The sequence below is a fragment of the Niallia sp. Marseille-Q9988 genome (genome assembly GCF_976954375.1).
Genome location: NZ_CDRJSZ010000019.1, coordinates 25,288 through 51,362, shown reverse-complemented (window position 1 = coordinate 51,362; position 26,075 = coordinate 25,288). Strand labels below are relative to the sequence as shown.

General features: G+C 35.0%; 24 protein-coding genes and 1 pseudogene. 20 read left to right on the top strand and 5 right to left on the bottom strand.

The window, feature by feature from the left end; translation table 11 throughout:
- Positions 1-302 precede the first annotated feature (302 nt).
- The 3 genes from ACWNMZ_RS23665 to ACWNMZ_RS23655 form a co-directional block, all read right to left on the bottom strand.
- Positions 303-2,600 (bottom strand): transketolase C-terminal domain-containing protein, encoded by a 2,298-nt coding sequence (locus ACWNMZ_RS23665; RefSeq protein WP_031538375.1) that lies wholly within the window; start codon positions 2,598-2,600, stop codon positions 303-305.
- Positions 2,601-3,614, bottom strand: a complete 1,014-nt coding sequence (locus ACWNMZ_RS23660; protein WP_031538373.1) for a 2-oxoacid:acceptor oxidoreductase family protein — start codon at positions 3,612-3,614, stop codon at positions 2,601-2,603.
- Positions 3,615-3,898: 284 nt separating this feature from the next.
- On the bottom strand, positions 3,899-4,846 hold the full coding sequence (locus ACWNMZ_RS23655) for a substrate-binding domain-containing protein (protein WP_284561217.1): 948 nt from the start codon (positions 4,844-4,846) through the stop codon (positions 3,899-3,901).
- Between the two features lie 185 nt (positions 4,847-5,031).
- On the opposite strand from ACWNMZ_RS23655, the gene modA reads away from it, so the two are divergent.
- From modA to ACWNMZ_RS23565, 18 genes are all read left to right on the top strand, one after another.
- Positions 5,032-5,823 (top strand): molybdate ABC transporter substrate-binding protein, encoded by a 792-nt coding sequence (gene modA, locus ACWNMZ_RS23650; protein ID WP_284561218.1) that lies wholly within the window; start codon positions 5,032-5,034, stop codon positions 5,821-5,823.
- A 54-nt stretch (positions 5,824-5,877) separates the two neighbouring features.
- The gene (gene modB / locus ACWNMZ_RS23645) at positions 5,878-6,552 is read left to right on the top strand and encodes a molybdate ABC transporter permease subunit (protein ID WP_031538368.1); all 675 of its coding nucleotides are present in this window, start codon (positions 5,878-5,880) and stop codon (positions 6,550-6,552) included.
- An 81-nt stretch (positions 6,553-6,633) separates the two neighbouring features.
- Positions 6,634-7,269 (top strand): ATP-binding cassette domain-containing protein, encoded by a 636-nt coding sequence (locus ACWNMZ_RS23640; protein WP_031538366.1) that lies wholly within the window; start codon positions 6,634-6,636, stop codon positions 7,267-7,269.
- Positions 7,270-7,624: 355 nt separating this feature from the next.
- Positions 7,625-9,001, top strand: coding sequence for a nitrogenase cofactor biosynthesis protein NifB (gene nifB, locus ACWNMZ_RS23635; protein WP_160314250.1), 1,377 nt, complete (start codon positions 7,625-7,627; stop codon positions 8,999-9,001).
- A gap of 41 nt (positions 9,002-9,042) precedes the next feature.
- A complete protein-coding gene (gene nifH / locus ACWNMZ_RS23630; RefSeq protein ID WP_031538364.1) occupies positions 9,043-9,918 on the top strand; it encodes a nitrogenase iron protein in 876 nt (291 codons plus the stop codon).
- Positions 9,919-9,948: 30 nt separating this feature from the next.
- Positions 9,949-11,379: a nitrogenase molybdenum-iron protein alpha chain gene (nifD, locus tag ACWNMZ_RS23625; RefSeq protein ID WP_031538363.1), complete on the top strand. Its 1,431-nt coding sequence runs from the start codon at positions 9,949-9,951 to the stop codon at positions 11,377-11,379.
- A gap of 20 nt (positions 11,380-11,399) precedes the next feature.
- Positions 11,400-12,929 carry a nitrogenase molybdenum-iron protein subunit beta gene (gene nifK, locus ACWNMZ_RS23620; protein WP_235249569.1) on the top strand — a complete coding sequence of 510 codons (1,530 nt, stop codon included), beginning with the start codon at positions 11,400-11,402 and terminating at the stop codon, positions 12,927-12,929.
- 92 nt (positions 12,930-13,021) lie between these two features.
- Positions 13,022-14,383: a nitrogenase iron-molybdenum cofactor biosynthesis protein NifE gene (gene nifE / locus ACWNMZ_RS23615; protein ID WP_235249571.1), complete on the top strand. Its 1,362-nt coding sequence runs from the start codon at positions 13,022-13,024 to the stop codon at positions 14,381-14,383.
- Positions 14,380-15,663 carry a nitrogenase iron-molybdenum cofactor biosynthesis protein NifN gene (gene nifN, locus ACWNMZ_RS23610; RefSeq protein WP_235249581.1) on the top strand — a complete coding sequence of 428 codons (1,284 nt, stop codon included), beginning with the start codon at positions 14,380-14,382 and terminating at the stop codon, positions 15,661-15,663. Before nifE ends, nifN begins: the two co-directional genes overlap by 4 nt.
- A 20-nt stretch (positions 15,664-15,683) precedes the next feature.
- Positions 15,684-16,064 (top strand): NifB/NifX family molybdenum-iron cluster-binding protein, encoded by a 381-nt coding sequence (locus tag ACWNMZ_RS23605; protein WP_031538359.1) that lies wholly within the window; start codon positions 15,684-15,686, stop codon positions 16,062-16,064.
- A gap of 22 nt (positions 16,065-16,086) precedes the next feature.
- On the top strand, positions 16,087-16,851 hold the full coding sequence (locus ACWNMZ_RS23600) for a HesA/MoeB/ThiF family protein (RefSeq protein ID WP_235249583.1): 765 nt from the start codon (positions 16,087-16,089) through the stop codon (positions 16,849-16,851).
- Positions 16,851-17,174 (top strand): nitrogenase-stabilizing/protective protein NifW, encoded by a 324-nt coding sequence (locus ACWNMZ_RS23595; protein ID WP_235249585.1) that lies wholly within the window; start codon positions 16,851-16,853, stop codon positions 17,172-17,174. Before ACWNMZ_RS23600 ends, ACWNMZ_RS23595 begins: the two co-directional genes overlap by 1 nt.
- Positions 17,174-17,488, top strand: a complete 315-nt coding sequence (locus ACWNMZ_RS23590) for a HesB/IscA family protein (RefSeq protein ID WP_031538356.1) — start codon at positions 17,174-17,176, stop codon at positions 17,486-17,488. Before ACWNMZ_RS23595 ends, ACWNMZ_RS23590 begins: the two co-directional genes overlap by 1 nt.
- Positions 17,489-17,516: 28 nt before the next feature.
- Entirely contained in the window at positions 17,517-18,638 is a 1,122-nt protein-coding gene (gene nifV, locus ACWNMZ_RS23585; protein ID WP_251628767.1) for a homocitrate synthase, read from the top strand.
- Positions 18,639-19,048: 410 nt separating this feature from the next.
- Positions 19,049-19,594, top strand: coding sequence for a DUF402 domain-containing protein (locus tag ACWNMZ_RS23580; RefSeq protein WP_251628764.1), 546 nt, complete (start codon positions 19,049-19,051; stop codon positions 19,592-19,594).
- A 179-nt stretch (positions 19,595-19,773) separates the two neighbouring features.
- A complete protein-coding gene (locus ACWNMZ_RS23575) occupies positions 19,774-21,111 on the top strand; it encodes an ISLre2 family transposase (protein ID WP_449598936.1) in 1,338 nt (445 codons plus the stop codon).
- 307 nt (positions 21,112-21,418) lie between these two features.
- Complete coding sequence (locus tag ACWNMZ_RS23570) at positions 21,419-22,888, top strand: Msr family ABC-F type ribosomal protection protein (RefSeq protein WP_251630077.1); 1,470 nt, start codon at positions 21,419-21,421, stop codon at positions 22,886-22,888.
- Positions 22,889-22,977: 89 nt separating this feature from the next.
- Positions 22,978-23,850 carry an AraC family transcriptional regulator gene (locus ACWNMZ_RS23565; RefSeq protein ID WP_031539678.1) on the top strand — a complete coding sequence of 291 codons (873 nt, stop codon included), beginning with the start codon at positions 22,978-22,980 and terminating at the stop codon, positions 23,848-23,850.
- Between the two features lie 91 nt (positions 23,851-23,941).
- On the opposite strand, the gene ACWNMZ_RS23560 is transcribed toward ACWNMZ_RS23565, so the two are convergent.
- On the bottom strand, positions 23,942-24,472 hold the full coding sequence (locus tag ACWNMZ_RS23560) for a hypothetical protein (protein ID WP_251630076.1): 531 nt from the start codon (positions 24,470-24,472) through the stop codon (positions 23,942-23,944).
- A gap of 174 nt (positions 24,473-24,646) precedes the next feature.
- On the opposite strand from ACWNMZ_RS23560, the pseudogene ACWNMZ_RS23555 reads away from it, so the two are divergent.
- Both ACWNMZ_RS23555 and ACWNMZ_RS23550 read left to right on the top strand, forming a co-directional pair.
- Positions 24,647-25,207, top strand: a pseudogene (locus ACWNMZ_RS23555) (AAA family ATPase).
- Positions 25,208-25,370: 163 nt separating this feature from the next.
- A complete protein-coding gene (locus ACWNMZ_RS23550; protein WP_414630351.1) occupies positions 25,371-25,601 on the top strand; it encodes a hypothetical protein in 231 nt (76 codons plus the stop codon).
- Between the two features lie 38 nt (positions 25,602-25,639).
- Here ACWNMZ_RS23550 and ACWNMZ_RS23545 read toward each other — a convergent pair whose 3' ends face one another.
- Entirely contained in the window at positions 25,640-26,074 is a 435-nt protein-coding gene (locus tag ACWNMZ_RS23545) for a hypothetical protein (RefSeq protein ID WP_031539670.1), read from the bottom strand.
- Between the last annotated feature and the right edge of the window lies 1 nt (position 26,075).

Here is a 26,075-nt window from a genome sequence, read left to right as displayed (position 1 = left end):
AAATAATAATTATTGCTTAATCACTCTTCTTCAGTAGAACTTCTAGAAAAAAGATAATGCTTTTAAAAAAGTAATAGAGGAATTAACAAAAACGCAGCTGCCAGAGTCAGAAATATTTGGTCTCGAATAAAGTAATAGTAGTATAAATGGGAGGAACATAAAGTGATTAGGAAAGAATTCCATTGTTAAAACTATAAAAATAATGATCGAATAGTGGATAATTAATCACAAAAAAAAGAAACATTAAAGGGATTGAATCTCCTCATTAATGTTTCTCTTATTTATTTACAAGTCTTATTTATTTAAAGTAACGGATGTTCATGCTTCATTTTTAATTTTGTCCATCTTTTTTCTACTTCTTGGTCAAAATCTTTTAGCATTTCTGTATTTTCATCTTTTAGTAAATGCTTGGTTTTCCCCATATATTTCAACCACTCTGTTAAAGGAATTTTTTTATTTTTTTCTTCTGGGTTATAAGTAATGGTTGTTATACCATTTTCCACTTCATATAGTGGAAAGAAGCATGATTGGACGGCTGCTTCCACTATTTTAGATCCGAATTTGTCATCTGTTTTCCAATTTAATGGACAATTAACAAGAATCTTCCCATAGACAGTACCAACATTTTGCGCATACCATTGTGCTTTTGCTCCTTTTTTTATTAAATCCAATGGAAAGGCTTCAGCACCTGTAAATACATATGGAATATTTGTAGCAGCCATAATTTGCGCGGTATCTTTATGATGAAATCCTTTACCTTTTTGAGTACGTCCTATATTACTTGTACTAGTCATATGACCAATTGGAGTAGAATAAGACATTTGTGAACCAGTATTCATATACCCTTCATTGTCGTATTCTAACATAATTAAATGATGATTTCTTAAAGCTGTTCCAATGGCTGACCCCATGCCAATATCCATTCCGCCATCACCAGTGACCATCACAAAAGTTGTATTATCAGCAATCTCTATTTCTCCTCTTTTTTGTAATTCCAAAAAGGCTTCTAATGTCCCGGATAATGTAGCAGGTCCGTTTTGAAATAAGTTATGCATCATTGTTTGCTTATGAGAAGTATGGGGGTAAGCTGTTGTCACTACATAAGCACAGCCAGTTTGGAATAATACAACAATATCTCCTTCAATGCCTTTAAAAAAGAGTTCAAGACCAGATAAAATTCCACAGCCAGGACAAGCCCCATGACCTGGAGCAAAACGTTTTGGTTTTGCAGTAAGGGTACGAAGGGGAGGAACTTTAACTTTTATAGTTTGTGTTTCTTCATCTTGGTTAACTTCAATTAATCCAGTATTAAAGTCGTCTTCTCCAAATTGTGGTTCCATCAATGGTTGTAATTTTTTATCTACCTCCCCTGGATAATGTCCATAATAATCAAACGTTTTAACAGTTTTCGATTGATTCATCACTTCAATGGCGAAATAAAATAAATTTTCTGCATCATCTGCATAAAAATCTTTTCCGCCTAATCCAAAAACACGACTTAATACAATGGTTTTATTAGATTTATCTTCCTGCAAAGCGGATTTTACTTCATGTGTAATATTTGGACCATGTCCACCGTAAGAATCAGCACGTTCCCCAACTAACAGTGCCTTTACATTTCTTAAAGCTTTTCTAATTTCTTCTGCAGGAAAAGGACGAATTAGATTTGGACTAATTACCCCAGCTTTTATCCCTTTTTCACGTAATTGATCTACCACATCTTTAGCTGTTTCAGCGGCAGAATTCAGTAGGAACAATGCAACATCTGCATCATCCATTCTATATAGGTCTAACAGGGGATAGTGTCTCCCGGCAATTTTTTCGAATTCCTTTGAAATCTCTATAAAAACATCTTTTGCTCGGTAGATTGCTTCCGATTGTTGGAAGTGGTTGTTTAATAAATCATCACCATTCATGTGTGCGCCAATGGTAACTGGCTGCTTTGGATTTCGAATAGCTGGATATTCTGTTGGGCAAGGACCAACAAAACGTTGAACAACTTCTTTATCTTGAAAATAATGGACTTTTCTTTTTTGATGAGAGGTAAAAAAGCCATCATAAGCTACAATTACAGGTAATCGAACTTTTGAATGCTCGGCAATTTTCAAGGCCAAAATATTCATATCATAAACAGCTTGAGGCGTTCTTGCTGTTAAAATGACCCAACCTGTATTTAGAGCAAAATATAAATCTGAATGATCGCCTCTAATATCGAGAGGACCGCTTATCGCACGGGTAACAAGATTTAATACCATCGGAAATCTTGTGCCAGATTGGACAGGAAGTTGTTCAAGCATATACATAAAGCCATTGGCACTTGTTGCATTAATTACGCGGGCACCTGTTGCAGCTGCTCCGTAACATATTCCTGCAGATCCATGTTCTCCATCAGCTGGAATTAATTGAATGTCGTGTTCGCCCCTTGTTTTCATTTGATCTAAATATTGTGCAACCTCTGTAGAAGGGGTTATAGGGAAATAGCCCATTATATGATAATTTATTTGCGCGGCAGCCATAGCAGCCATTTCATTTCCAGATTCAAATGTGGTTATTTGAACTGGTCTATTTTTGATTAACAGATCATTTTCTAATATAGACATTTAGGAAATCCCTCCTGAAATATAAGGAAAATTTTGGGATACTTTGTTATCATGCGTGAATCCTTGTTTCTCTTGGACTGTACTCAGTGCACTTGTTGGACACGCTTCAATACATTTTAGGCACCCCTTACAATATTGATAATCTATTCCTTGTAACGTCATTATTTGCTTCCCACGCTTATTTACTCTTTTGTCCCATACAAAGCAGAGGTCTGGACAAACAGTATCACAAGAAGCACAATTAATACAACTTTCTTTGTCGAATTTTGGAATATAACCTTGGCGAGAGCCGCCTAAATCCTTTTCCATACTATTTCCTTGTGTCGTTAGGACACCGCCGATAGTTTGGGTCGCAAATCCTAATGATGAGAGAGGGCGTGAGAAAGCATTTTGATGAGTATCTTGAGGTGTTTCATATTTTTTAAATACAACTTCTTCATAACCTCGGTCAAATGTTCTAATATTTGCTTCTACTAAGTGAGGATATTTTTTCTCGAATGTCCTTTTAATAACATTCCTAATAGCTTCTGGGTCTAGAAAATCACATATGCGAAATAGAGCACCAAGCATTGCAGTGTTCACTCTTGTCTTTTCTTTAACCGCAATTTTAAGTGCATCAACGATAGCTAATGTTCCGTGCTGAAGGTTTAAATCTCTTTTTACTTCGTCAAAATCTCTGGCAGAATTAACTAAAATAATTCCATCTGACTTTAGGCCACTTGATACATTTACGGTTTTATATAAGGCTTCATGAAACACCCCAATAACATGTGGCTCTTCAATAGGACTGTGGGCGCGGATATCTGTGGTGACATCACAGAAACGAATGAAACTCTTTACAGGAGATCCTTTTTTTTCAGAACCATAGGAAGAAAAGTTAGATCCGTTTAATCCTAAGCCTAGAACACCAGCTTCTGCTAACATTTTTCCAGCTAAGTTTGCACCAAGACCTCCGATGGATTCTAACCGAATTTCATAGAAACCTAGTTCATTTTTTGTTGGTAATATAGACATTTTACTCCCCCTCTTTAGAAGTTAAATCAACAGATTGTCTATTCCTTTAGTAGTATGAAAATTTAGAATTTTTAGTATAAACAATCAATATATCTATTTTAAGGGAAATTCAAAAATATAACTGTGTCAATTTTCGTAACTTTTTAGACGGTTTTCAATGAAAGTAGCACTTATTTATAAAAATATTCTCTTTCTGTCTATAATTCTACAAATCTATTTATACAGAAAAGTACCAAAAACAAACTTAACGCTCTAAGAAAATAAGGAAGGCTCGTTTAATTCATTTATTGAGAATAAATAATCTTTCCCGTTTCAGAAATATCATACCCACCAGCTGAAAGTTCACTTTTTAGCTCCTTTGTTTTAAGTAATTCAACTACTAATTGAATAAGCTGCTCGTTTGCTGATGACCTTAAAATCACCAAATCGTAGTTTTCTTTTACAAGTGGTAAAAAATCAATTCCAGATGGATAATTGATTTTTTCCATTCCAATTCCAAAATCAGCCTTATTCTGTGCAATTCCGACTGCTACGCTAAAATGACTTGTAGCAACTTCTTCATAGCCATGAATAGATTGGATTGTAATATTATTCATTCTTAAATGTTCATCTAACAATGTTCTAGCACCTGATCCAATTTCGCGATTCAGTAATTTAATGTCAGAACGTTGTATATCTTGCCAACTAATAATTTTTTTTGGATTTCCATGTTTTACATAAAATCCAGCCCATCTGTTTATAAAACGAATAACAATAAAAGAATGACTTACTAATAGCTTTTTTAAATAGGGCAGATTGAAAGTGGAAGTTTCCCCATCAAATAAGTGAACACTAGCGATATCTACCTCCCCATTATACTGGCTAATGATTCCATTTAAACTGCTTGCGTATGAACGGAGAGGGCGGAAGTAGTCTACGCTGTTATCCAAATGTCTTGAGAGTATATCTAAAGAAGGGTCTTGTCCACTAATTATGATGGACCGAATATTGGTAAAAGGATCATGAAAGTGATTGGGAGAAAGGATAGGCAATCTAGATGATTCATTTGTTGTGGATTGTTTTTCTTTTGCATTCCATTTAAATTTCTCTAAGTCGGCTTCATCTACTCTCATTTGTCTGCCAACTCTATATGCAGCTAACTTCCCCTTTTTTATCAAGTCATAGACAGTTAGCTTTGAAACTTTGAGAATATCTGCAATTTCCTCCGTAGTATAAGATTTTTTGTGACTCATTTGTGAACACCTCGATTTTATTATTAGAATTTTCTGTATTTTATATTTACTAAGGTATTATTTATTCCTATAATCGTTATAACTAATTATAACTATTTATAACTAAATAGAATTAATTTCCTAGTTTCTTCTATTATATATTATACCTAGTTATAGTTAGATAAAAATAGAGTAGGAGGATCAAGATGAAAAATCAAGTTTGTATTTTTTTAGCCATTCTTATTTTGTTTATGTTACCAGGATGTAGCAACGATAAGGAGGCATCAGTTCAAAAGGAGAAGAAAGATGCAGTGGAACTATCGATTGCTGCTGCTGCAAGTTTACAAGAAGCAGTGGGAGAATTACAAGATGCTTTTAAAAAAGAATACCCCCAAGTAACCATTACTGTCAATTTTGGTAGTTCTGGTCAATTAGCACAGCAAATACAACAAGGTGCGCCAGTTGATATTTTTTTATCTGCTGATCAAAAATGGATGAATATGCTAGAAGATGAGAATTTAATTGTAAAAGAAACGAGAAAGGATTTTACAGGCAATAAAATAGTTTTGATAGGAGAAAAAGATAGTGATAAAGATTTCTTAACTTTTGAAAATTTAAAAGGGGATGAAATGGGACAAATTGCTATAGGAGATCCAGATAGTGTACCTGCTGGAACATATACGAAAGAAATTCTAGAAAATCTGGGTAAATGGGAAGAGCTTAAAAATAAATTTGTTTACGGAAGTGATGTAACACAAGTATTAACCTATGTTGAATCAGGAAATACAGATATTGGATTTGTGTATTCATCTGACGCACTTATTTCAGAGAAGGTACAAGTTTTAGCAGAAGCAGATTCCTCTTTGCATACACCGATTATTTATCCTGCCGCAGTATTAACTGACTCCACAACACAAGACACAGCAAACAAATTTATCGAGTTTCTACTTTCAGAACAGGCACAAACCATTTTAGCTGAATACGGATTTATTAAATAAATTTAATAAGCGAAAGGAGAAAGTTCTCTAGTATTCGAGGGAGAATATAAAAAGATGGATTATACACCCTTATTCTTATCGTTAAAAGTAGCTTCCATTGCCACAATTATTGTTTTTATTTTAGGTACTTTTGGTGCAAGAGCAATTGCTAGAGAAGATTTTTTGGGGAAAAGTGTGTTAGAAGCAATTATATTGTTACCACTAGTTTTGCCACCAACCGTTGTTGGGTTTGCCCTGTTATACCTTTTTGGAAAAAATGGTATATTCGGGAAATTATTATTTGAGTCGACTAATATACAAATTGTATTCACATTGTTCGGAGCAATCCTTGCAGCGATTGTTGTTGCTTTCCCACTTATGTATCAAAGTGCTTCTGCTGCCTTCCAAAATTATGACAAAAATATTGAAAATGCTGCAATAATCATGGGAGCAAGTAAGTTTAAAGTATTTTGGACCATTTCGTTTCCACTAGCCTGGCCTGGATTATTAGCAGGGGTTGTTCTCACATTTGCTAGATCACTTGGTGAGTTTGGTGCGACATTAATGATTGCTGGCTTTATTCCAGGTAGAACAAATACAATTCCAGTTGAAATCTACTTCGCTGTACAAGCTGGGAATACTTCTACAGCATCTTTTTGGGTGGTAATTTTAATTGTATTGGGTTTAGTTGCGAATATCTGGTTGAATTGGTGGAGCAAAAGAAATTTATTAAAATATAAAACAGATTAATAATCAAAGACTTTCATTTACAAAGATTAAGAGGTAATCAATTTAGGTAGAAATATTCCAAAAATAAAACAGGTGATATTAATGCTTATGTTAAACATGAAGAAGCAATTACAACATTTCACGATTCAGTTGCAATTTGAATCCAAAGATGACATTTTAATCCTTTTTGGTCCTTCTGGATCTGGTAAAACAACCGTTCTGAATTGTATTGCTGGATTAGATGTACCAGATGATGGGTTGATAAAATTTAACGAGCAGACTTTTTTTGAAAAAAATCGAGGAGTAATGCCGATTCAAAAAAGAAAACTAGGTTATTTATTTCAAGATTTTGCCCTTTTTCCCCATATGACCGTTGAAAAAAATATCACCTATGCAATGAAAAGTCAGTCGTTAGTAGATCATCTTGTCCAAGTAATTGGGATAGAACATTTGCTGAAAAAGTATCCAAGACAAATTTCAGGTGGGGAAAAACAACGAGTGGCTTTAGCCAGAGCCTTATCAACAGAACCACAATTATTATTGCTTGATGAACCATTTTCTAGTTTGGATCAATTTACGAAAAATGTTTGCTATGAAGAATTGAAAAGACTTCATCAGCTATGGAAAATCCCGATAATTATGGTTACACATGATTATGAGGAGGCAAAGATTTTAGGCAATCGCATTTTGTATATGAAGTATGGAAAATTGCAGGAAATGGAGTATTTAAATCAATAAAGTTAGAAAGAGGGATTTTGCTCATGAAAGCAAAATCCCTCTTTCAAATAAATTAGGAATTAAGAACTATTTTTTCTGGATATTTGTGTGAATGTTACAAAATTATGAATAAAAATGCAATTTGTAATCGATTGCAAGAAAAAACCATGTAAAATAATCTGACAATTATATTGAATTTTGAATTTACAGAAAATAATATCTTAGGTAATCAGCGAAAGAATTCCATATATTTACATTAATAATATGGAGATGTTGGAAACCTCTTAGAAATTTTAAAAGGAAGGGGGATGAGAAAGGGAATTACTAGAAACAAGAAATGCATTCGTGTATCAATTTATTTCAGGGAGGAGAGAGTGTGAAAACGATTAATCAAGAAGTGGAAGATCGCATTGCCCGTCATCCCTGCTATAGCGAGGATGCACATCATCATTTTGCCCGCATGCATGTAGCAGTGGCACCTGCATGTAATATTCGTTGCAATTACTGCAGTCGTAAATTTGATTGTGCAAACGAAAGTAGACCGGGAGTTGTTAGTGAAGTATTAAAGCCAGAAGAAGCAGTAAGAAAAGTGTTAGTAGTAGCAGGGGAGATTCCGCAGTTATCAGTAGTTGGGGTTGCTGGACCTGGAGATCCATTGGCTAATCCAGAAAAGACTTTTGCAACTTTTCGTGGGGTGGCAGAAAAGGCACCAGAACTAAAACTTTGCTTAAGTACAAATGGATTAAGACTTTTAGAATTTATCGATCAGATTCAAGAATTAAATATTGATCATGTAACGATAACGATTAATGCAGTTAATCCACAGATCGGGCAGCATATATACTCGTATATTTTTTATGAAGGTAAAAAATACAAGGGGATTGAGGCTGCTGAAATTCTAATTAATAATCAGTTGAAAGGGCTAGAAGCACTGACTGAAAAAGGGATTCTATGTAAAGTAAACTCAGTATTTATTCCAGGAATAAACGATCAGCATATGGAGGAAATTTCGAAGGCAGTGAAGAAAAGGGGAGCGTTTGTCCATAATATCATGCCTTTAATTGTTACTCCTGATACAGTTTTTGAAAGAAATGGAGTTAGGAACCCAACATCTAAAGAAATACAAGAAATACAAGAAAAATGTTCTGGTAGTTTGAAAATGATGAAACATTGCCGTCAATGTAGAGCTGATGCAATTGGATTGCTGGGAGAAGACAGAAGTGCACAATATACCAAGGACAAGATTATGAATGTTCCGATTCAATATGACCCAATAGCAAGAGAAACAATTCAGCAAGAACTTGAGTTGAAAGTGAAAGAAAAAAGCAAGAAAAAACAAGAACGAGAGGCATTAAAAAAAAGGAAAATAGAATCAGGTTCTTCAAGTCTTAGAATAGCTGTAACGACAAGAGGGAATGCAAGAGTCAATCTTCATTTTGGGCATGCGAAAGAATTTTTGGTTTTTGATGTGAAAGAAAAAGAAATTAAGTTTGTTGGTGTTAGGAAGGTTCAGTCTTATTGTGTTGGAAAAGTCGGTTGCAATACAAAACAGGTTCCAATACTTGCAGAAACCGCTGAGATTTTAAAAGATTGTCAGATGTTAATTAGTTCTGGCATTGGCAAAGCACCTCAAAAGTATTTGCAGGATAGAGGAATAGTTTCCATTATCCAATCAGGAAACATTGAAGAATTGCTTTATGAGAGTAGTAAATATTACAAGTATATGAACCATACGTCAGTAGAATATGTTTAATTCATTTGGGAAGTTTTAATTAAAATAGAGGGGGAATTACAATGCGTCAAATCGCTTTTTATGGAAAAGGTGGAATTGGAAAATCAACTACATCACAAAATACTTTAGCACAATTAGCAACAAAATTTGGTCAAAAAATTATGATTGTGGGATGTGATCCTAAAGCAGACTCCACTCGTTTAATTCTAAATACGAAAGCACAAAGTACAGTTTTAGAACAAGCAGCAGAAATGGGAACAGTAGAGGATCTAGAATTAGAAGATGTCATCGCAAAAGGTTATGGCGATATCCTATGTGTAGAATCAGGGGGGCCAGAACCAGGGGTTGGCTGTGCTGGACGTGGAATTATTACCTCTATTAATTTTTTAGAGGAAGAAGGAGCTTATGAAGGATTAGATTTTGTTTCTTATGATGTATTAGGGGACGTTGTATGTGGTGGTTTTGCAATGCCAATACGTGAAAATAAAGCGCAAGAAATTTATATTGTTTGTTCAGGTGAAATGATGGCGATGTATGCAGCAAATAATATTTCTCGCGGTATTTTAAAATATGCAAATAGTGGCGGTGTACGATTAGGTGGATTAATTTGTAATAGCCGTAATACGGACAGAGAAGCAGAGCTAATTTCAGAGCTTGCCCGCCGTTTAAATACACAAATGATTCATTATGTTCCACGCAATAATGTCGTCCAGCATGCTGAATTGCGTAAGATGACAGTTGCTCAATACAAACCAGAAGACCAGCAAGCAAAGGAATATGAATATTTAGCACAAAAAATATTGGAAAACGATATGATGACGATTCCTACGCCAATAGAAATGGAAGAGCTAGAATCCCTATTAATGGAATTTGGTGTTATTGAGGATGAAGAAACAGCAATCAAAAAATTAGAAGAGCAAGAAGCAGCTACTAAATAAAAGAGATTACTAGAAAAGAGGTGAGATTTGATGAGTACAAAAGTTGAGGAGAGTCAGGCATTAATTGATGAGCTGTTAGAGGTTTATCCGGAAAAAACAAAAAAATTCCGAAAAAAACATTTTCAAATTGCCGATGAAGAGACAATCGAATCTGGCAAATGTTCTATTAAATCCAATATCAAATCACGTCCTGGCGTTATGACCATTCGTGGATGTGCTTATGCAGGTTCAAAGGGAGTTGTTTGGGGACCGATTAAGGATATGATTCATATTAGCCATGGACCAGTAGGGTGTGGCCAATATAGCTGGGGAACCCGAAGAAACTACGCAAACGGTAAGTTGGGCATAAATAATTTTACCGCGATGCAAATAACTAGTGATTTCCAAGAGAGAGATATTGTATTTGGTGGAGATAAAAAGTTAGAGGCATTATGTAGAGAAGTGAAAAAGATGTTCCCACTTGCAAAAGGAATTTCCATTCAATCTGAATGTCCTGTTGGATTAATTGGTGATGATATTGAAGCGGTTGGGAAGAAAATGACCAATGAGCTGGGGATTCCAGTTATTCCAGTTCGTTGTGAAGGATTCCGAGGAGTTAGTCAGTCACTTGGCCATCATATTGCAAATGACACTATTAGAGATCACGTTATGGGTACTCGAGAACTGGCAGAGTCGGGTCCATATGATGTAGCTATTATTGGAGACTATAATATTGGTGGAGATGCATGGGCTTCTCGCATTCTTTTAGAAGAGATTGGCTTGAGAGTTATTGCTCAATGGTCAGGAGATGGATCCATCAATGAATTAGGAATCACCCATAAATCAAAATTAAATCTGATACATTGTTATCGCTCCATGAACTATATGGCTACAACATTAGAAGAAAAGTATGGTATTCCTTGGATGGAATATAACTTCTTTGGACCAACGAAAACAATAGAAAGTTTGCGTGCGATTGCGGCCCATTTTGATGAAACAATTCAAGAAAATGCAGAAAGAGTAATAGCTAAATACCAACTTGAGATGGATGAAATCATTCAAAAATATCGTCCTCGGTTAGAAGGGAAAAAAGTAATGCTCATTATTGGTGGATTGCGTGCCCGCCATACTATCGGTGCTTATGAAGATTTAGGGATGAAAATTGTAGCGACTGGATATGAATTTGCACATAAGGATGATTATGAGAAAACACTATCAGAATTACATGATGGAACCATATTGTATGATGATCCAACTGCATATGATATAGAATTTCTATCAGATAAATTAGATATAGATTTAATGGGTGCTGGTGTAAAAGAAAAATACGTTTATCATAAATTGGGAATTCCATTTAGACAAATGCATTCATGGGATTATAGCGGTCCTTATCATGGGTTTGATGGATTTAAAGTATTTGCAAAAGACATGGATACTGCTATAAATAGCCCTGTTTGGGATCTATTGGCAGCACCATATTAAGTAAAGGAGGGGGGATAATTATGGCAAAAAATCCTGAAATTCAAGATCATAATACTTTATTTCAGAGTGAGAAATATAAAAAACAGGCAGAAAATAAACTGCTATTTGAAGCGCCATGTTCTATACAGGAAGTAGAAGAAACAGAAGATTATTTAAAAACGGAAGAATATAAAGATATAAACTTTAGCAGAGCTGCAGCTACCATTAACCCTGCAAAAGCTTGTCAACCTCTAGGGGCAGTATTAGCAGGTTTGAGTTTTGAAGGAACACTTCCTTTTGTTCACGGTTCTCAAGGCTGTGTAGCCTATTTTCGTAGTCACTTTGCTCGGCATTTTAAAGAACCTGTACCAGCAGTTTCTTCGTCTATGACGGAAGATGGAGCTGTATTTGGAGGAATGAGAAATTTAATTGAGGGGCTTCAAAATAGTAGCGCCTTATATAAACCGAAAATGATTGCAGTAAGTACAACTTGTATGGCAGAAGTTATTGGGGATGATTTAAGTGCATTTATTGAGAATGCACGGATAGAAGGAGCAATCGATAAAGAATTTCCAGTTCCGTTTACCAATACTCCTAGTTTTGTAGGATCTCATATTCATGGTTATGATTCTATGATGCGCTCGATACTTTCCTACTTGTCCGAGAAAAAAGGAGATATAGAAAATAAGGTTCCTACAGATAAAATAAATATTATTCCTGGATTTGATACGTATACAGGTAATTTCGCAGAACTAAAAAGAATTTTAGAACTTATGAATGTAGATTATACCATTCTAGGTGATCATAGTGGCAATTTAGATTCTCCAGCAAATGGTGAATATAACTATTACTATGGTGGCACCAAATTAGAAGATGTTGCACAGGCTCCAAATGCAAATGGAACTATTTTGCTACAAAAATATTCTACTAAAAAAGTAGAAAAGTATATTAAGACATCATGGCATCAAAAAACGATTTCATCGTGGATGCCGATAGGAATTAAAAATACAGATACTTTATTAGAAAACATTAAACAATTGTCTGGTAGAGATATACCAGCTGTTCTCAAAGAAGAACGCGGAAGAATAGTAGATGCTTTAACTGATTCCCATGCCTATTTACACGGTAAGCGTGTAGCCTTGGCAGGAGATCCAGACTTACTACTTGGGTTAATCTCCTTTTGCTTGGAAGTTGGGATTGAACCAATTCATATCGTTTGCACGAATGGAGATAAAAAATTCAAAAAGGAAGCTGAAGAGCTTTTATTAAAAAGTCCATATGGTATTGACGGAAAAGTTCACATAGGAAAAGATTTATGGCATATGCGATCTTTATTGTTAACAGAACCCGTTGATTTTGCAATAGGTAGTACACATATGAAGTATTGTGCAAAAGATGCTAAAATTCCTTTGGTAAGAATCGGTTTTCCAATTTTTGATCGTCATCACATGCATCGATATCCAATTATCGGTTATCAAGGGACATTAAATGTATTGACGTTAATTGTTAATACTATATTGCAACAATTAGATGATGAGGCACCAGATCATAGCTATGATACAGTACGGTAAGTAAGAATTGTCAGCGGGATATCTATAATCTCGCTGACAATCAACTTTTTAGGGATTAAGCGGAAATTTTTTGATAGGGGGGGGATTATAGCATGGAGAAATATGTTGTAGAGGCATTTGCTGAACCAGCATGTGAACATAACTCGGTAAATCAGGCACATAAAGGTTGTGTTCAGCCAACTCCTGGTGCGGCATCAGGTGGTTGCTCTTTTGATGGCGCTCAAATTACTCTTCTTCCCATTGTCGATGCAGCACATCTTGTGCATGGACCTATTGCGTGTGGCGGAAATAGTTGGGAAGCGAGAGGAAGTTTAAGTTCGGGGTCCTATCTTTATCAATATGGATTAACTACAGATCTTAAAGAACAAGATATTATCTTCGGTGGAGAGCAAAAATTGAGAGGGGCAATTCGTGAAATTGCAGACAGATTTAGTCCACCGGCTATTTTTGTTTATTCGACTTGTGTGACCGCCCTAATAGGTGTAGATTTAGATTCCATTTGTAAAAGCGAAAGCAAAGTAATTGGAATTCCTGTAATTCCAGTGAATAGCCCAGGATTTGTTGGTAGTAAGAATATGGGCAATAGATTAGCTGGTAACGCATTGATGGACCATGTAATTGGAACAGATACTCCTCCAATAGAAACACCATTTGATATAAATTTAATTGGAGAATATAACATTGCCGGAGAAATGTGGGATATAAAAGAACTTTTCGATCAAGTGGGTATACGCATTTTAGCTAATATTACAGGAGACGGAAGGTTTCATAAAATTAGATGGGCGCATAAAGCGAAATTAAATATGGTTGTATGCAGTAGAGCGTTGATTAACATGGCAAGAAAAATGGAAGAAAAATACGATATTCCATATTTTGAAGGATCTTTTTACGGAGCAAAAGAAACAACCCTATCTTTACTAACCATTTCATATATGCTTAACAATCAAGAATTAATGAAAAAAGTCCGAGCTTTTACAAAAGCGCAAGAAGAAAAACTAGCATTTGATTTAACTAAATTTCGTAAAAAATTATTAGGAAAAAGAGCAATACTTTATACTGGTGGGGTGAAAAGTTGGTCTATCATTTCTGCACTCCAAGAACTAGGAATAGAGGTAGTAGGAGTTGGCACAAATAAAAGTACGATGGATGACATTGAACGTATAAAAGAAAGAATTGGAGAATCGGCAAAATTAATAGAATCCGGAGGAGCCAGCAAGATATTAGAAACTTTTCGTAATGAAAAAGCAGATATTATCATTGCTGGGGGGAGAAATATGTATGTTGCCTTAAAAGAACAGATTCCTTTTCTTGATGTAAACCAAGAACGCCATCATGCTTATGCTGGATATGTTGGATTAAAACGGTTAGCAGAACAATTAGTGTATGCATTGGAACATCCAATTTGGGAATTACTTCAATCTCCTTCTCCTTGGAAGGAGGTAGGAAAAGAGTGACAATTGTAAAACTAGATAAGAAACTTGCCATTAACCCACTAAAAGTTAGTCAAACATTGGGTGGAGTTCTGGCGCTTCAGGGATTATTCCGTGCTATCCCGCTTGTACATGGATCTCAAGGTTGCGCTGCTTTCATTAAAGCACTTATGACACAGCATTATCGGGAACCAGTTTCTATTCAAACGACTGCTCTTCAGGAAATGAATATTATCTTTGGTGGGGAAAGAAGCACAATAGAAGCAATGGAGACAATTCTTAACAAACATCATCCTTCATTGATGGCAGTATTAAGTACTGGTTTAACGGAAACTGCTGGAGATGATTTAATAGGAAACATTAAAAACTATTTAAAAACAAATGAACCAAACTGTTTTATTTTCCCTGTTGCTTTACCAGATTTTGAAGGATCGTTAGAATCTGGCTTTCAATTAACCGTTGAAGCGATGATACGTGGTTTAGTGGAACAGCAGAAGTTTACATTACCGATGAAAAAGAAACAAAACCAAATTAATTTGCTAGCAGGATCTTTTTTAACGGCAGGAGATGTAATGGAAATAAAAAAAATTATCCAATCATTTGGATTTTCTGTCATAACTGCACCAGATATCTCCACTTCGTTAACAGGATCTTTACAAAAAGGTTTTTCCCCATTATCACAAGGGGGGGCTACGAGGGAGCAATTACAGGGATTATTTGAATCGGAAATGACAATTGCTGTGGGAACTAGTTTGGAAAAATCAGCTCAAATGTTGGAAGCAGCAGCAGGAATACCTTATCGGTTGTTTCCTAGCTTAACAGGATTAAAAGCTAATGATGAATTTTTTTCTTTTTTGCAATCGTTAAGTGGAAAAAAAGGAGACTCATTTTACCAGTGGGAAAGGGATAATTTACTTGACTGTATATTGGATTCCCATTTTTACTTTTCTGGGAAAAAAATAGTTATTGGCTTAGAACCAGATCATCTTTTTTCTATTGTTAACGTCTGCAAAGAATTAGGCGGAACGATAGATGGATTAGTCAGCAGCTTTTCAGCTAAGGTGCTATCAAATATGGAGGAAGATATATTCATCGGTGATTTAGACGATTTAGAAACCATGGCTGATAATGCGGATCTGTGGATAAGTAATTCTCACGGTGAAAAGGGAGCAGATAGGAAAAATGTTGCATTCCTTCCAATAGGTTTTCCAATTTTTCATCAAATTGGTAGTTCCTTATTTACAAGTGTTGGATACCGAGGAACAACGAATTTGATTATAAAAATGAGTAATTTATTAATGTAAAAGAAAGTGGGGGGTTACATATGAAAATCGCCTTTGCTACAGATGATGGAAAACATGTTGACACACATTTTGGCTATACAGAGTCTTTTGATATTTATGATATTTCAAAGGAGAAATATGAAAAGGTTCAAACTAGAGTTGTTTCATGTGCTAGCGAGATAAGTGAAAATAATCGAATTGACTATCGAATAAATAGAATAGTAGATTGTAAATTACTTTTTATTACACAAATAGGACCAGCTGCAGCCGCTCGGGTAACTAGAAATAAGATTATGCCCATTAAAGTTAAGGAAGGAACGTTAATACAAGAGCAGTTGGATCGATTGCTGTTGTTGTTACAAAGCAAGCCACCATTGTGGTTAGCAAAAGCGTTAAATAGTGAAAAGGAGAGTAAATTATAGGGATTAAGAAAAGGAGATAGGTATGAGTTTTGAACAAAATCAAGATAAACCGATTGATTTTTCTAGTCGTTATAGCCGTCAGTTAAAGTTGGTAGGCTTAGAGGGGCAACAAAAGTTAAAAGATGCAACTGTATTTATAGCTGGGATTGGTGGATTGGGCGGAACAACAGCCATTTATCTTGCGGCAGCAGGAGTCGGAAAATTAATCATTTTTCATGAAGGGAATATTGCTTTGCCAGATTTAAATCGCCAAATTTTAATGGAGAGCAATAAAGTAGGAAAACAAAGAATACCAAGTGCTCTTAACAGCATTAAACGGATAAACCCAGAAGTGATAGTGGAAGCTTATCCGGAAAAAATTAGTTATGAAAGGGTTTATCCATTAGTAAAAAGGGCTGATGTTGTAGTAGATGCTCGTTATGATTTTCCAGAAAGATACGAATTAAATCGCCTTTGTGTAGATACTGGAAAAATAATGGTTGAAGCAGCTATGTCAGGATTTGAGATATCCTTAACAACCATTAAACCAAAAGAAACGGCATGTCTTGCATGCGTATTTCCCCAGCAGGACCCGAAATGGGAGCCGCTTGGATTCCCAGTACTTGGAGCAACATCAGGTATAGCAGGTTGTTTAGCCGCGATGGAAGTAGTAAAAGTGATAACAGGTATCGGTGAACCTTACTTCAATAAATTATACCGTTTTGATTCTTTACAATTTCAGTCTTCCACTTTTTCTTTAAAAAGAAATCCATTATGCACACATTGTGTTGGAAAGAGGGATGAATGATGTTCGATAAAAACTTACAAGATTTATATGATGCGGAAGATTTTTTTGAGTTCTTTAAGGTGCCATATCATCCAGAAATATTAAATGTATCCCGTGTTCATATATTAAAGCAATTTCAAAAATATCTAAAAGAAAGTGGTTACTTTGAAAGTAATGAAAGTGAAAAAGAAGTATGGAATATTCAAAGAGCTTTATTATTTAGAGCATACCGAGATTGTGTTAAACCTACCCCAATAAGACAAAAATTTTTCCCAGAGTTTTATAAAAAGAATGGAGCTTTTTTTCCTTTTGATCAAATTAGACAAAGGGAGGAGAAAAAGTGATGTATTGGACAGAGGAGGCAACCAACAAATTAATAGAAATAGTAGAAAAACAAAAAAGAAAAGAAAATGGCATTCGAATTATTGCTCAACCTGATGATATAGAGGGCTTCACATATGAGCTATACTGGGAACATCAAGTAATGCCTACTGATGAAACAATAAAACAGGAAGGATTAAATATTTTTATAGATAAACAGTCACATCAGCTATTAGAGGATACAGTCGTTTATTTTACGATTCAAGAAGGTAAAGAGGGGATATTTATCATGAAAACAACCTCTGACTGTTCAACTTGTTCCACTGTTTGTTTTTAATTAAAGGAAAGGGAGAAGGGGTGTAATAGTGAATATTCAATTTTGTGATACTACTTTAAGAGACGGTGAACAAACAGCTGGAGTTGTTTTTACAGCCTATGAAAAACAAATGATTGCAACACTTTTAGCAGATGCAGGTATAGAACAAGCGGAAGTTGGAATTCCTGCAATGGGAGTAGAAGAACAAAAAGTTATTCACTCTTTAGTAGAAATGCAGCTTCCAATCCAATTAATCACATGGAATCGAGCAGTTAAGGCAGATATAGATGCATCTATACAAACGGGAGTAAATTGGGTTCATATCTCGATACCAACTTCAGAAATCATGATGAAGCATAAATTAAAGAGAAATAAGGAGGAAATAGCTCTCCAGATTCAGCGAGTAGTGGCTTATGCACAATCTTTTAATCTACATGTATCTGTTGGATTTGAAGATGCTTCGAGATCGTCTCTTTCTTTTTTGATGGAGTTAATTCATTTATTATATCAAAATGGAGTGAAGCGATTTCGTTATGCTGATACAGTTTCCGCATTATATCCTTATACAGCTGAAAGGAATATAAAGGAATTAGTAAGGAATTGCCCAGAAGATATTGAACTGGAAATACATTGTCATAATGATTTTGGCTTAGCAACAGCTAATACACTAGCTGCTATCCAGGCAGGAGCAAAATGGGCCAGTACCACAGTTGGTGGAATCGGAGAAAGGGCAGGTAATGCAGCTTTTGAAGAAGTAGCTATGGCATGGAAGCACTTATATAACGGCAAGATAAATGTAGATACTACCTATTTTCATTCACTTAGCGACATGGTATTTCAATCCTCAGGTAGACAAATTCCCGAAGCGAAGCCTATTGTAGGATCGAAGGTGTTTACCCATGAATCTGGTATACACGTAGATGGTTTATTAAAATATAGTAAAACCTATCAAACCTTTGATCCAATGGAAGTTGGCCAGAATCACCATTTCGTTTTAGGAAAGCATTCAGGTTTAAAAGCAATCTACTATTTTTTAGAACAAGAAGGCATACAACTTGAAACAGGGAAAGCGCAAGTACTCCTTGATTATGTGCGTTCTAACATGAACGAAACGAAGAAAACAATGGAAATAGCAGAATTGAAAAGTGTTATTTTTCAATTAGACAAATAGCTACTGAGTAATAATTGTTCAAATAAAAAATAGGAATAGTGATACCTATTTTTTATTTGAACAATACAAGTTAAAATCACTATTACTTCTTAATTTATTTCCATATAATTTTCTTCTTATAGCATTGTTTTTTTTTGAAAAGTAATGATTGAGATGCTTAAATTAATGCCAAGTTTTTCTGACTATATTCCTCGATTTTATCCTTTTTTTGAATCCACTATTAATATACCTTTCCAAATGTTTTCTCTTTATCGCTAAATAATATGTTCTTAATAGACAGAAAGACTCCGAATGAATGTTAGAATGATGGGTTGGTGGAAGGAACACCTACATTGATGGAAGTTTCACTCTTCGTATTAGCCCTGTATAAATGTTTGCTTTTCTTATATGATAGGGAAAGAAATAGGGATATGATTAATGGAGAGGATAGTGAGTTAGACATGCGATTAAAGTATGGTAAAAAGATAACAGAACGGAAAATTCGTTATGATTCTACAACAGAAGATTATCCATGCAAACTTCTTCACGCTGATACTAGGAAAATTACACTTTTACATCAAGTTGAAAAGCCGTTTGAAATGAGGGAGGGGAAACAAAAGCTAGTTATTCCAAAAGGGACATTTACGTTTGCCTATTATTGGTTAGATCAGCCATATAATTTATATTTTTGGAGAGATACAACTGGAAAATATTTAGGTGCATATTTTAATATTGTTAGAAAAAATTGGATTCAAAATGATATTGTATTGTTTGAAGATTTAATCATTGATCTTGTAGTAAAACCAAATGGTACTTATTATATTTTAGATCAAGAGGAACTACCAATTCCTTTGCAAACTTTTGAAAATGGCTATGTAGATGATGCCTTACATATGTTGTTAGAGAGGAAAGACAATATCATTGAAGAGGTAAAGGCTGAAACGAAGCTTTTTTTAGATAGAATAAAAACTGTATGAGTAAAATGTTTGTGGGAGAATAAATATCCTTTTTGTCTAGTTGGGGGACTCGTCCCCCAACTAGACAAAAAGGCCACCAAGCGTGAGCGCGGTAGCTGGAAAAAATGAAGCATTAAAAAAGAGAGCTTCCTTTTGTAAAGTAGAATTTGACTAGAAAACTACGAAAAGGAGAGGCTCTCATGAATCAATGTAACACAAAAATGCCATCATTAAAAGAATTGGAAAAAACTTTATTTCGAACACTACAAATGACGTTTCAAGAAATTCTTGTTCAAACATTAGAAAATTGGGATCAAGAGATTGCTCAGCAACGAGACAAAAGAAGATTTGCTTTACGAGATAAGCGAGAAATACGAGTAGATACAGCGTTTGGAGCAGTGGCGTTGAAGCGTAATTATTATTTCGATCGTGTAACCAAAAAATATATTTGTCTGTTAGATCACTACTTACAGTTTCAAGGGAATAAAGGGTTTAGTCCACTATTAGAAGAATGGGGGCTAGAATTAGCGACAAATGGCTCTTCCTATCGAAAGGCGGTGGAAACATTCGAACAATTTTTAGGTTATTCGGCGATGAGCCACGAAGCATTACGGCAACATCTTCTTCATACAAGCGTCCTTCCCGCTAAGGAAAAACGCCCTTTTCAAAAGGTATTGTTTGTCGAAGTAGATGGATTATATGTGAAGAGTCAAGAAAAGAAAAAGCGTGGATGGGAGTTGAAATTCGCCGCTGTACATGAGGGATGGAAAGAAAACGGAAAGCGAGTCAGACTCCGAAATAAAAGGCATTTTCTCTATGAAGGAAAAGAACCCTTTTGGGAAGCCTTTGAAACGTTCTTACAGAATCATTATGCGTATGATCCTACCCAAACCTTGCTTATTATTAATGGCGATGGAGCAGGCTGGATAACGGCATGTCGAGAGTATTTTCGGGAACGCGCCTTTTTCACCATGGATCGTTTTCATGTGGCTCGTTCGATGAAGCAGCTTATGAAAAACCATCCTCGATATCGCTACATGAAAAGAGCGTTAAGAAATTATCAGGTTGATTCCTTATTTTTAGAGTTGAATAGCGCAATAGGAACAATGGATACACCCGAAGAGGAAGAAAAACTAGCGCATTTCCTCGCCTTTTTAACGCATCATCAGGAAACCATAAAAGATTACCGTAGTTGGTTACAAGAGAAAGGCGTGGACACGGCAGCATATCGACCAATGGGAAGTGCAGAAGCAATGATGAATCAATTAGCCAAACGATTAAAAAATGGAAGAGCATGGAGCAAAAAAGGGGTCATGAGCATGGCGCGCTTGTGGATTGGATTGAAGGATGACCTATCCATCCAAACGATATATGGGAAATGGGAAGAGGCCACGGAAAAATCAAAGAAAGAGCATCGACCGAAAAGAAAAATATCCACAAAATTAGTAACAGAAACCGTGCGTCAGAACCTGCCATACTTAAATCAAGCGATTGGAAAACCCATTCACTTTGCCTTACAGGGATTAAAAGGTTTTTAAAAAAAGAGAGAATCAACAGTTGGAAGAACAAAACCAATTAGAAAGCGGATACAATCTTAGAGGTTTTACTTTATAAAAAAGGGAGCTAAAAAAACTCCCACAAAAACTTGACTCAATCGTAACAACTGAGTTGTATTTATATGGAATGCTAAAAGGTAGATATTTCTGCCTTTTTAATTTGCCTTTAATAACAGGGCAATTAATGATAACTCTATCTTAAGAAGGTAGTTTTTCCCCTTTTACTCGAGATCACAGGACATTTGCCTGTGCTTTTTTTATTGGAAAATAACCAATGGAGGGTAAAATAATGGAAAAAGTATGTCTTGAATTAGTAAATATAGAAATTGCGTATTTAGATCGGATCGTGTTAACCATACCAAGATTATCTGTACATCAGTTTGATCGAATTGGTATTGTAGGGAAGAACGGAGCTGGTAAGAGCACCTTGCTAAAATTAATGGCAGGTAGGATTCAGCCAGAGAAAGGAAAAATAAATAGTTTTGTAGATTTCGCCTATTTTGATCAATTAAACCCACCTGAGAAAAAAGAAATAGAGTATGACTTAATCGGAAAACTTTCTATCCCTAAAACGGCATTAGAAAATTTTAGTGGAGGGGAGCTTACAAAACTCAAAATAGCAGAGATTTTCTCCACCTATAGGGAAGGCTTATTATTTGATGAGCCAACAACCCATTTGGATAAGTTAGGAAAACAGTTCTTATTAGAAGAATTAGAGTACTATTATGGTGCGCTTATTCTTGTCAGTCATGACCGGACTGTTCTTGATAAATTAGTGACGAAAATATGGGAAGTAGAGGATGGAATCGTAACGGAATATACAGGGAATTATTCCGATTATACTGCTCAAAAGGAACTACAGCGAAAACAACAGCAGGAGCAACATGAGAAATATGTAAAGGAGAAAACTCTACTTGTAAATGCGGCGGAAGTAAAAAGAAAAAATGCAGACAAAATCACGCAGGCTAACGGCCATATTTCTAAAAAAGGAACAAAAGCAAAAGCTAATAAAATGTTTATGACTAAATCAAAAGATACAAGCCAAAAGTCTGTTCAACGAGCAGCAAAAGCGATGGAACAGCGAGTAGAACAATTGAAAATGGTAGAAGCTCCTAAAAACGAACAACAGTTGCGGTTTCAACAGTCAGAAACGCTTACCATGCATAATAAGTTTCCCATTATGGGCGACAGAATTATGTTGAAAACAGGAGAAAAAATACTGCTTCAAGACGTAAGCTTTCAATTTCCATTAGGAAAGAATATTGTGATTACTGGAAAAAATGGTTCAGGGAAAACATCCCTTTTAAACTATATCATTCATCAAAAAGAGGGAGTTACTATCTCTCCGAATGCTGTTCTTGGTATGTATAAACAGATGGACTATCAATTTATAAAGAACCAATCAGTCAAGGATTATATGAAAGAAAAGAGTGATTATGGAGAAAGTAAAATTCGTTCTGTTCTTCATTCGATGAATTTTTCAGGGAATGATTTAAAAAAGAATGTCTGCCAATTAAGTGGGGGAGAAGCTATTCGATTAACATTATGTCAGCTTTTTCTAGGAAGATATAATGTCCTATTTTTGGATGAGCCGACAAACTTTTTAGATATATATTGTATCGAAGCTTTAGAGCGATTTTTAAAAGCATATGAAGGAACAGTCATTCTTGTTTCACATAATCAAGCATTTATTGAGCGTATTGCAGATTATATATATGAAATCGAAAATAATCAATTAGTTTTGAAGAAATTTGAATAATACATGGAATCTTGCATGAATTGTGCAAGAAAAGTCGGAAGCGTGTTAAATTTGTTTGGTAAATTTTATAAAGAAGGGGAGGGCATGAAATGGATGTAATTAAAGGAATGAATCAGGCTCTTCAATATATCGAAGAGCATTTGTCTGAAGAAATAGATATGAAGCAAGTTGCTAGGATTGCTCTTTGTTCTGAGTACCACTTTAAAAGGATGTTTTCGTTTCTCGCTGGGATATCACTAACAGAGTATATTTGTAAAAGAAGGCTAACGATTGCTGCATTCGAGCTAGAGAATAGCCATTTAAGAATTATTGATATTGCCGTTAAATATGGCTATTCATCACCTGATTCGTTTACAAGAGCATTTCAACGTTTTCATGGAATAGCGACTTCTGAAGCGAGAATCAAGGGAATCCCATTAAAGGCATATCCACGAATGTCCTTCCAATTAACCATTAAGGGAGGAGTCGAAATGAATTACCGAATAGAAGAAAAGAATGCTTTTCATATAGTAGGTATGATGAAGAAAGTACCGATTATTTTTGAAGGGGAGAACCCGGAAATCAATGCTATGTGGAAGCAGCTAGGGCAAGAGAAGATTAGTGAACTACTACAACTATCAAATGTGGAACCAAGAGGGATAATTCAAGCATCGACAAATTTTTCAGAAGAAAGGATGATGGAAAAAGGTACTCTTGATCATTACATTGGGGTTGCTACAACAGAATCCTGTCCAAAGGGCTTTGCAGCTTTAGAAGTGCCTAATCTAACTTGGGCTGTGTTTGAGTCAGAGGGTCCTTTTCCGGAAACAGTACAGACAGTATGGGGAAATATTTATGCCGAATGGTTCCCATCTTCAGGCTATCAACAAATGCAAGGACCTGAAATCCTATCAATTAAAAGTAAAGATTTACAGTCTCCGAAAGTACCATGTGAAATTTGGATACCTGTTAGTAAAAGGTAGCAGCATTTGTAAATAAAGTTTTTTAAGACGGTTTAATAAGAGAGAGTTACTTAAGAGAGGGAAGGCGACTCAAAATTTGCCTTCCCATTGCTTAATAATCCAAATGCTTATAATACAAAAGATATTCTTTTTCATTAAGTTTCTTCAATTTATATTTTCGAATATCGTTTTCTAGCTTCTTTTGATCGGTATTTTTATTACTTAGCTTCAATGCAAGCTGATAAAAAATTTCACCTAGAATGTATATGGTACCAGATGAACCTAATTCAAGACCTAATGTTTCTGTCTCTGACAGCTGTGTTTTTGCCAATTCCTCGATTTCTTTTTTATAATCCTCTTTAATTAAAATATGGGATTCTTTGTTTGCAAAGGCGAGCAGTAAATCCTCTGTATTGTATACTTCAAAATAGGCAGTGTTCTTTTCTAATTGCAAAAGTTCATCTAATACTGTTCCTTCGCTTTTTTCGACTGTTTCAGCAATAGCTTGAATGGTTTTTACTGAATAGCTGCTGACATTCTTTTTGTTGACGGCAGCTAGCATTTGTTGACTTATGCCAGTTTGTTTAAAAACATCATAACGCTTTTTTCCATTCTTTTGTAAATAGACGTCAAGTAAGCTCACAATATTAACCACCTTTACTAAAAATTTGTTTACTAAAATATATTTTAGTACAGATGGTTAATATTGTAAATGGTAATGTGGTCTTTACGTCATATTTCCAATTTTTGTTGTATTATGATTATTCTTTGTTAAAATAAAAAATTATAGTTTGAAAATGAAATGGGGGAGAAGGTATTGAAATTAGTTTTTATTGTAGGCCCACAAGCAGTCGGGAAAATGACTGTTGGCCAAGAACTATCAAAAGTAACAGATTTAAAGTTATTCCATAATCATATGACCATTGATTTAGTTAGTACATTTTTTGATTAATGGAACAGTAGCTGGTAAGAGGTTAGTGGGGCTGTTTCGTAAGGAAATATTCGAAGAGGTATCTAAAGTGATTTGAATGGCATCATCTTCGCTTACGTGTGGGCGTTTGACATGAAAGAAGATTGGGATTATGTAAGTCAGGTTTGCGAGCTTTTTGAATCAAGAGGGGCATCGGTTTATTTCGTTGAGCTAGAAGCAGATGTAGAGGAGAGAATTGAAAGAAATAAAAGTCCGAATCGGCTTGAACATAAACCTAGTAAAAGAGATATCGCTTGGTCTGAAAATGATTTGAAAACATCCATGGAAGCCTATCGCTTAAATTCTTTACCAGGAGAAATAAAACATAGAAATTATTTGCGAATTAATAATACAAACAAAAGTGCAGAGGAAGTTGCAAAACAAATTAAAGAAATATTTAATTTATGATAGTAAAAAGAAAGAGGAGTTTAGCAATAATTTATTGAAAGGATGAAGGCATATTTTCCATGAATTTGGTATCATCGAAAATTTTAATAAACAGCAAGTATACAATCAATACACACCTGATCTTTATAATTGTGTCACAGTAAATGATGATTTTATAAAAGAGATGATAAAACAATTAGCGATGATGAAAACATATTTCCATACATATGAAAGACCTGCTAATGGTTTAGCATACAACGGAATAACGCTCATTCCTCCTGAGTCGTTACCAATATTTTTAGATATCGTTTTGTCTAATAAAACAAGAAGAAAATCGGAGGAGCTTATCGATCTAGCTATAAAAATAAAAGAAGCACAGGAAGCAAAAAAATACATGATTCACTATGGGATATAAGATTAGAGTGGATTATGTATTTTTTTGCGAGGATAATTTCATTCTTCTTCGTCTATATCCCTTTCTCGCTTATTTCGTAAGTAATATGTATATAAGACGGGAGTTAAACAACATATAAATATTATTCCACCAATTAACACACCATTCATTAATTTATACCCATCAGTATTTATGACAAGCTGGCCTATAAAAAAAGAGAGAACAGTGATGATTAAAATAGAAAGATATAATCCTTTTTTAGGGTCCTTTTTACGGTTTTCATGGTCCACATTAACATTCATAGATAGATAGGCGGAGACAATAGCAGTAACAATGAATACATACCATACAGGATTGTCTGTCATGCCATCCATCCCTTTTGTTACTAAAACATAACCTAAAATTCCAAGTATACCAATGGTTTGAATAATATAAGCGATACGAATGTTTTGCAAGTTTTTCATTATTAATCGTTCATCATTTATTTTTTTCATC

Excerpts from the sequence above, each read along its gene's own strand:
- ACWNMZ_RS23595 (WP_235249585.1), top strand. The coding sequence starts at position 16,851 with ATGTTCGATAAAAACTTACAAGATTTATATGATGCGGAAGATTTTTTT.
- ACWNMZ_RS23580 (WP_251628764.1), top strand. The coding sequence starts at position 19,049 with ATGATTAATGGAGAGGATAGTGAGTTAGACATGCGATTAAAGTATGGT.
- ACWNMZ_RS23665 (WP_031538375.1), bottom strand. The coding sequence starts at position 2,600 with ATGTCTATATTAGAAAATGATCTGTTAATCAAAAATAGACCAGTTCAA.
- nifD (WP_031538363.1), top strand. The coding sequence starts at position 9,949 with ATGAGTACAAAAGTTGAGGAGAGTCAGGCATTAATTGATGAGCTGTTA.
- nifK (WP_235249569.1), top strand. The coding sequence starts at position 11,400 with ATGGCAAAAAATCCTGAAATTCAAGATCATAATACTTTATTTCAGAGT.
- nifH (WP_031538364.1), top strand. The coding sequence starts at position 9,043 with ATGCGTCAAATCGCTTTTTATGGAAAAGGTGGAATTGGAAAATCAACT.
- ACWNMZ_RS23545 (WP_031539670.1), bottom strand. The coding sequence starts at position 26,074 with ATGAAAAAAATAAATGATGAACGATTAATAATGAAAAACTTGCAAAAC.
- ACWNMZ_RS23655 (WP_284561217.1), bottom strand. The coding sequence starts at position 4,846 with ATGAGTCACAAAAAATCTTATACTACGGAGGAAATTGCAGATATTCTC.
- ACWNMZ_RS23660 (WP_031538373.1), bottom strand. The coding sequence starts at position 3,614 with ATGTCTATATTACCAACAAAAAATGAACTAGGTTTCTATGAAATTCGG.
- ACWNMZ_RS23605 (WP_031538359.1), top strand. The coding sequence starts at position 15,684 with ATGAAAATCGCCTTTGCTACAGATGATGGAAAACATGTTGACACACAT.
- ACWNMZ_RS23565 (WP_031539678.1), top strand. The coding sequence starts at position 22,978 with ATGGATGTAATTAAAGGAATGAATCAGGCTCTTCAATATATCGAAGAG.
- ACWNMZ_RS23575 (WP_449598936.1), top strand. The coding sequence starts at position 19,774 with ATGAATCAATGTAACACAAAAATGCCATCATTAAAAGAATTGGAAAAA.
- ACWNMZ_RS23550 (WP_414630351.1), top strand. The coding sequence starts at position 25,371 with ATGATAAAACAATTAGCGATGATGAAAACATATTTCCATACATATGAA.
- ACWNMZ_RS23570 (WP_251630077.1), top strand. The coding sequence starts at position 21,419 with ATGGAAAAAGTATGTCTTGAATTAGTAAATATAGAAATTGCGTATTTA.
- nifE (WP_235249571.1), top strand. The coding sequence starts at position 13,022 with ATGGAGAAATATGTTGTAGAGGCATTTGCTGAACCAGCATGTGAACAT.
- ACWNMZ_RS23590 (WP_031538356.1), top strand. The coding sequence starts at position 17,174 with ATGTATTGGACAGAGGAGGCAACCAACAAATTAATAGAAATAGTAGAA.
- modA (WP_284561218.1), top strand. The coding sequence starts at position 5,032 with ATGAAAAATCAAGTTTGTATTTTTTTAGCCATTCTTATTTTGTTTATG.
- modB (WP_031538368.1), top strand. The coding sequence starts at position 5,878 with ATGGATTATACACCCTTATTCTTATCGTTAAAAGTAGCTTCCATTGCC.
- ACWNMZ_RS23640 (WP_031538366.1), top strand. The coding sequence starts at position 6,634 with ATGCTTATGTTAAACATGAAGAAGCAATTACAACATTTCACGATTCAG.
- ACWNMZ_RS23600 (WP_235249583.1), top strand. The coding sequence starts at position 16,087 with ATGAGTTTTGAACAAAATCAAGATAAACCGATTGATTTTTCTAGTCGT.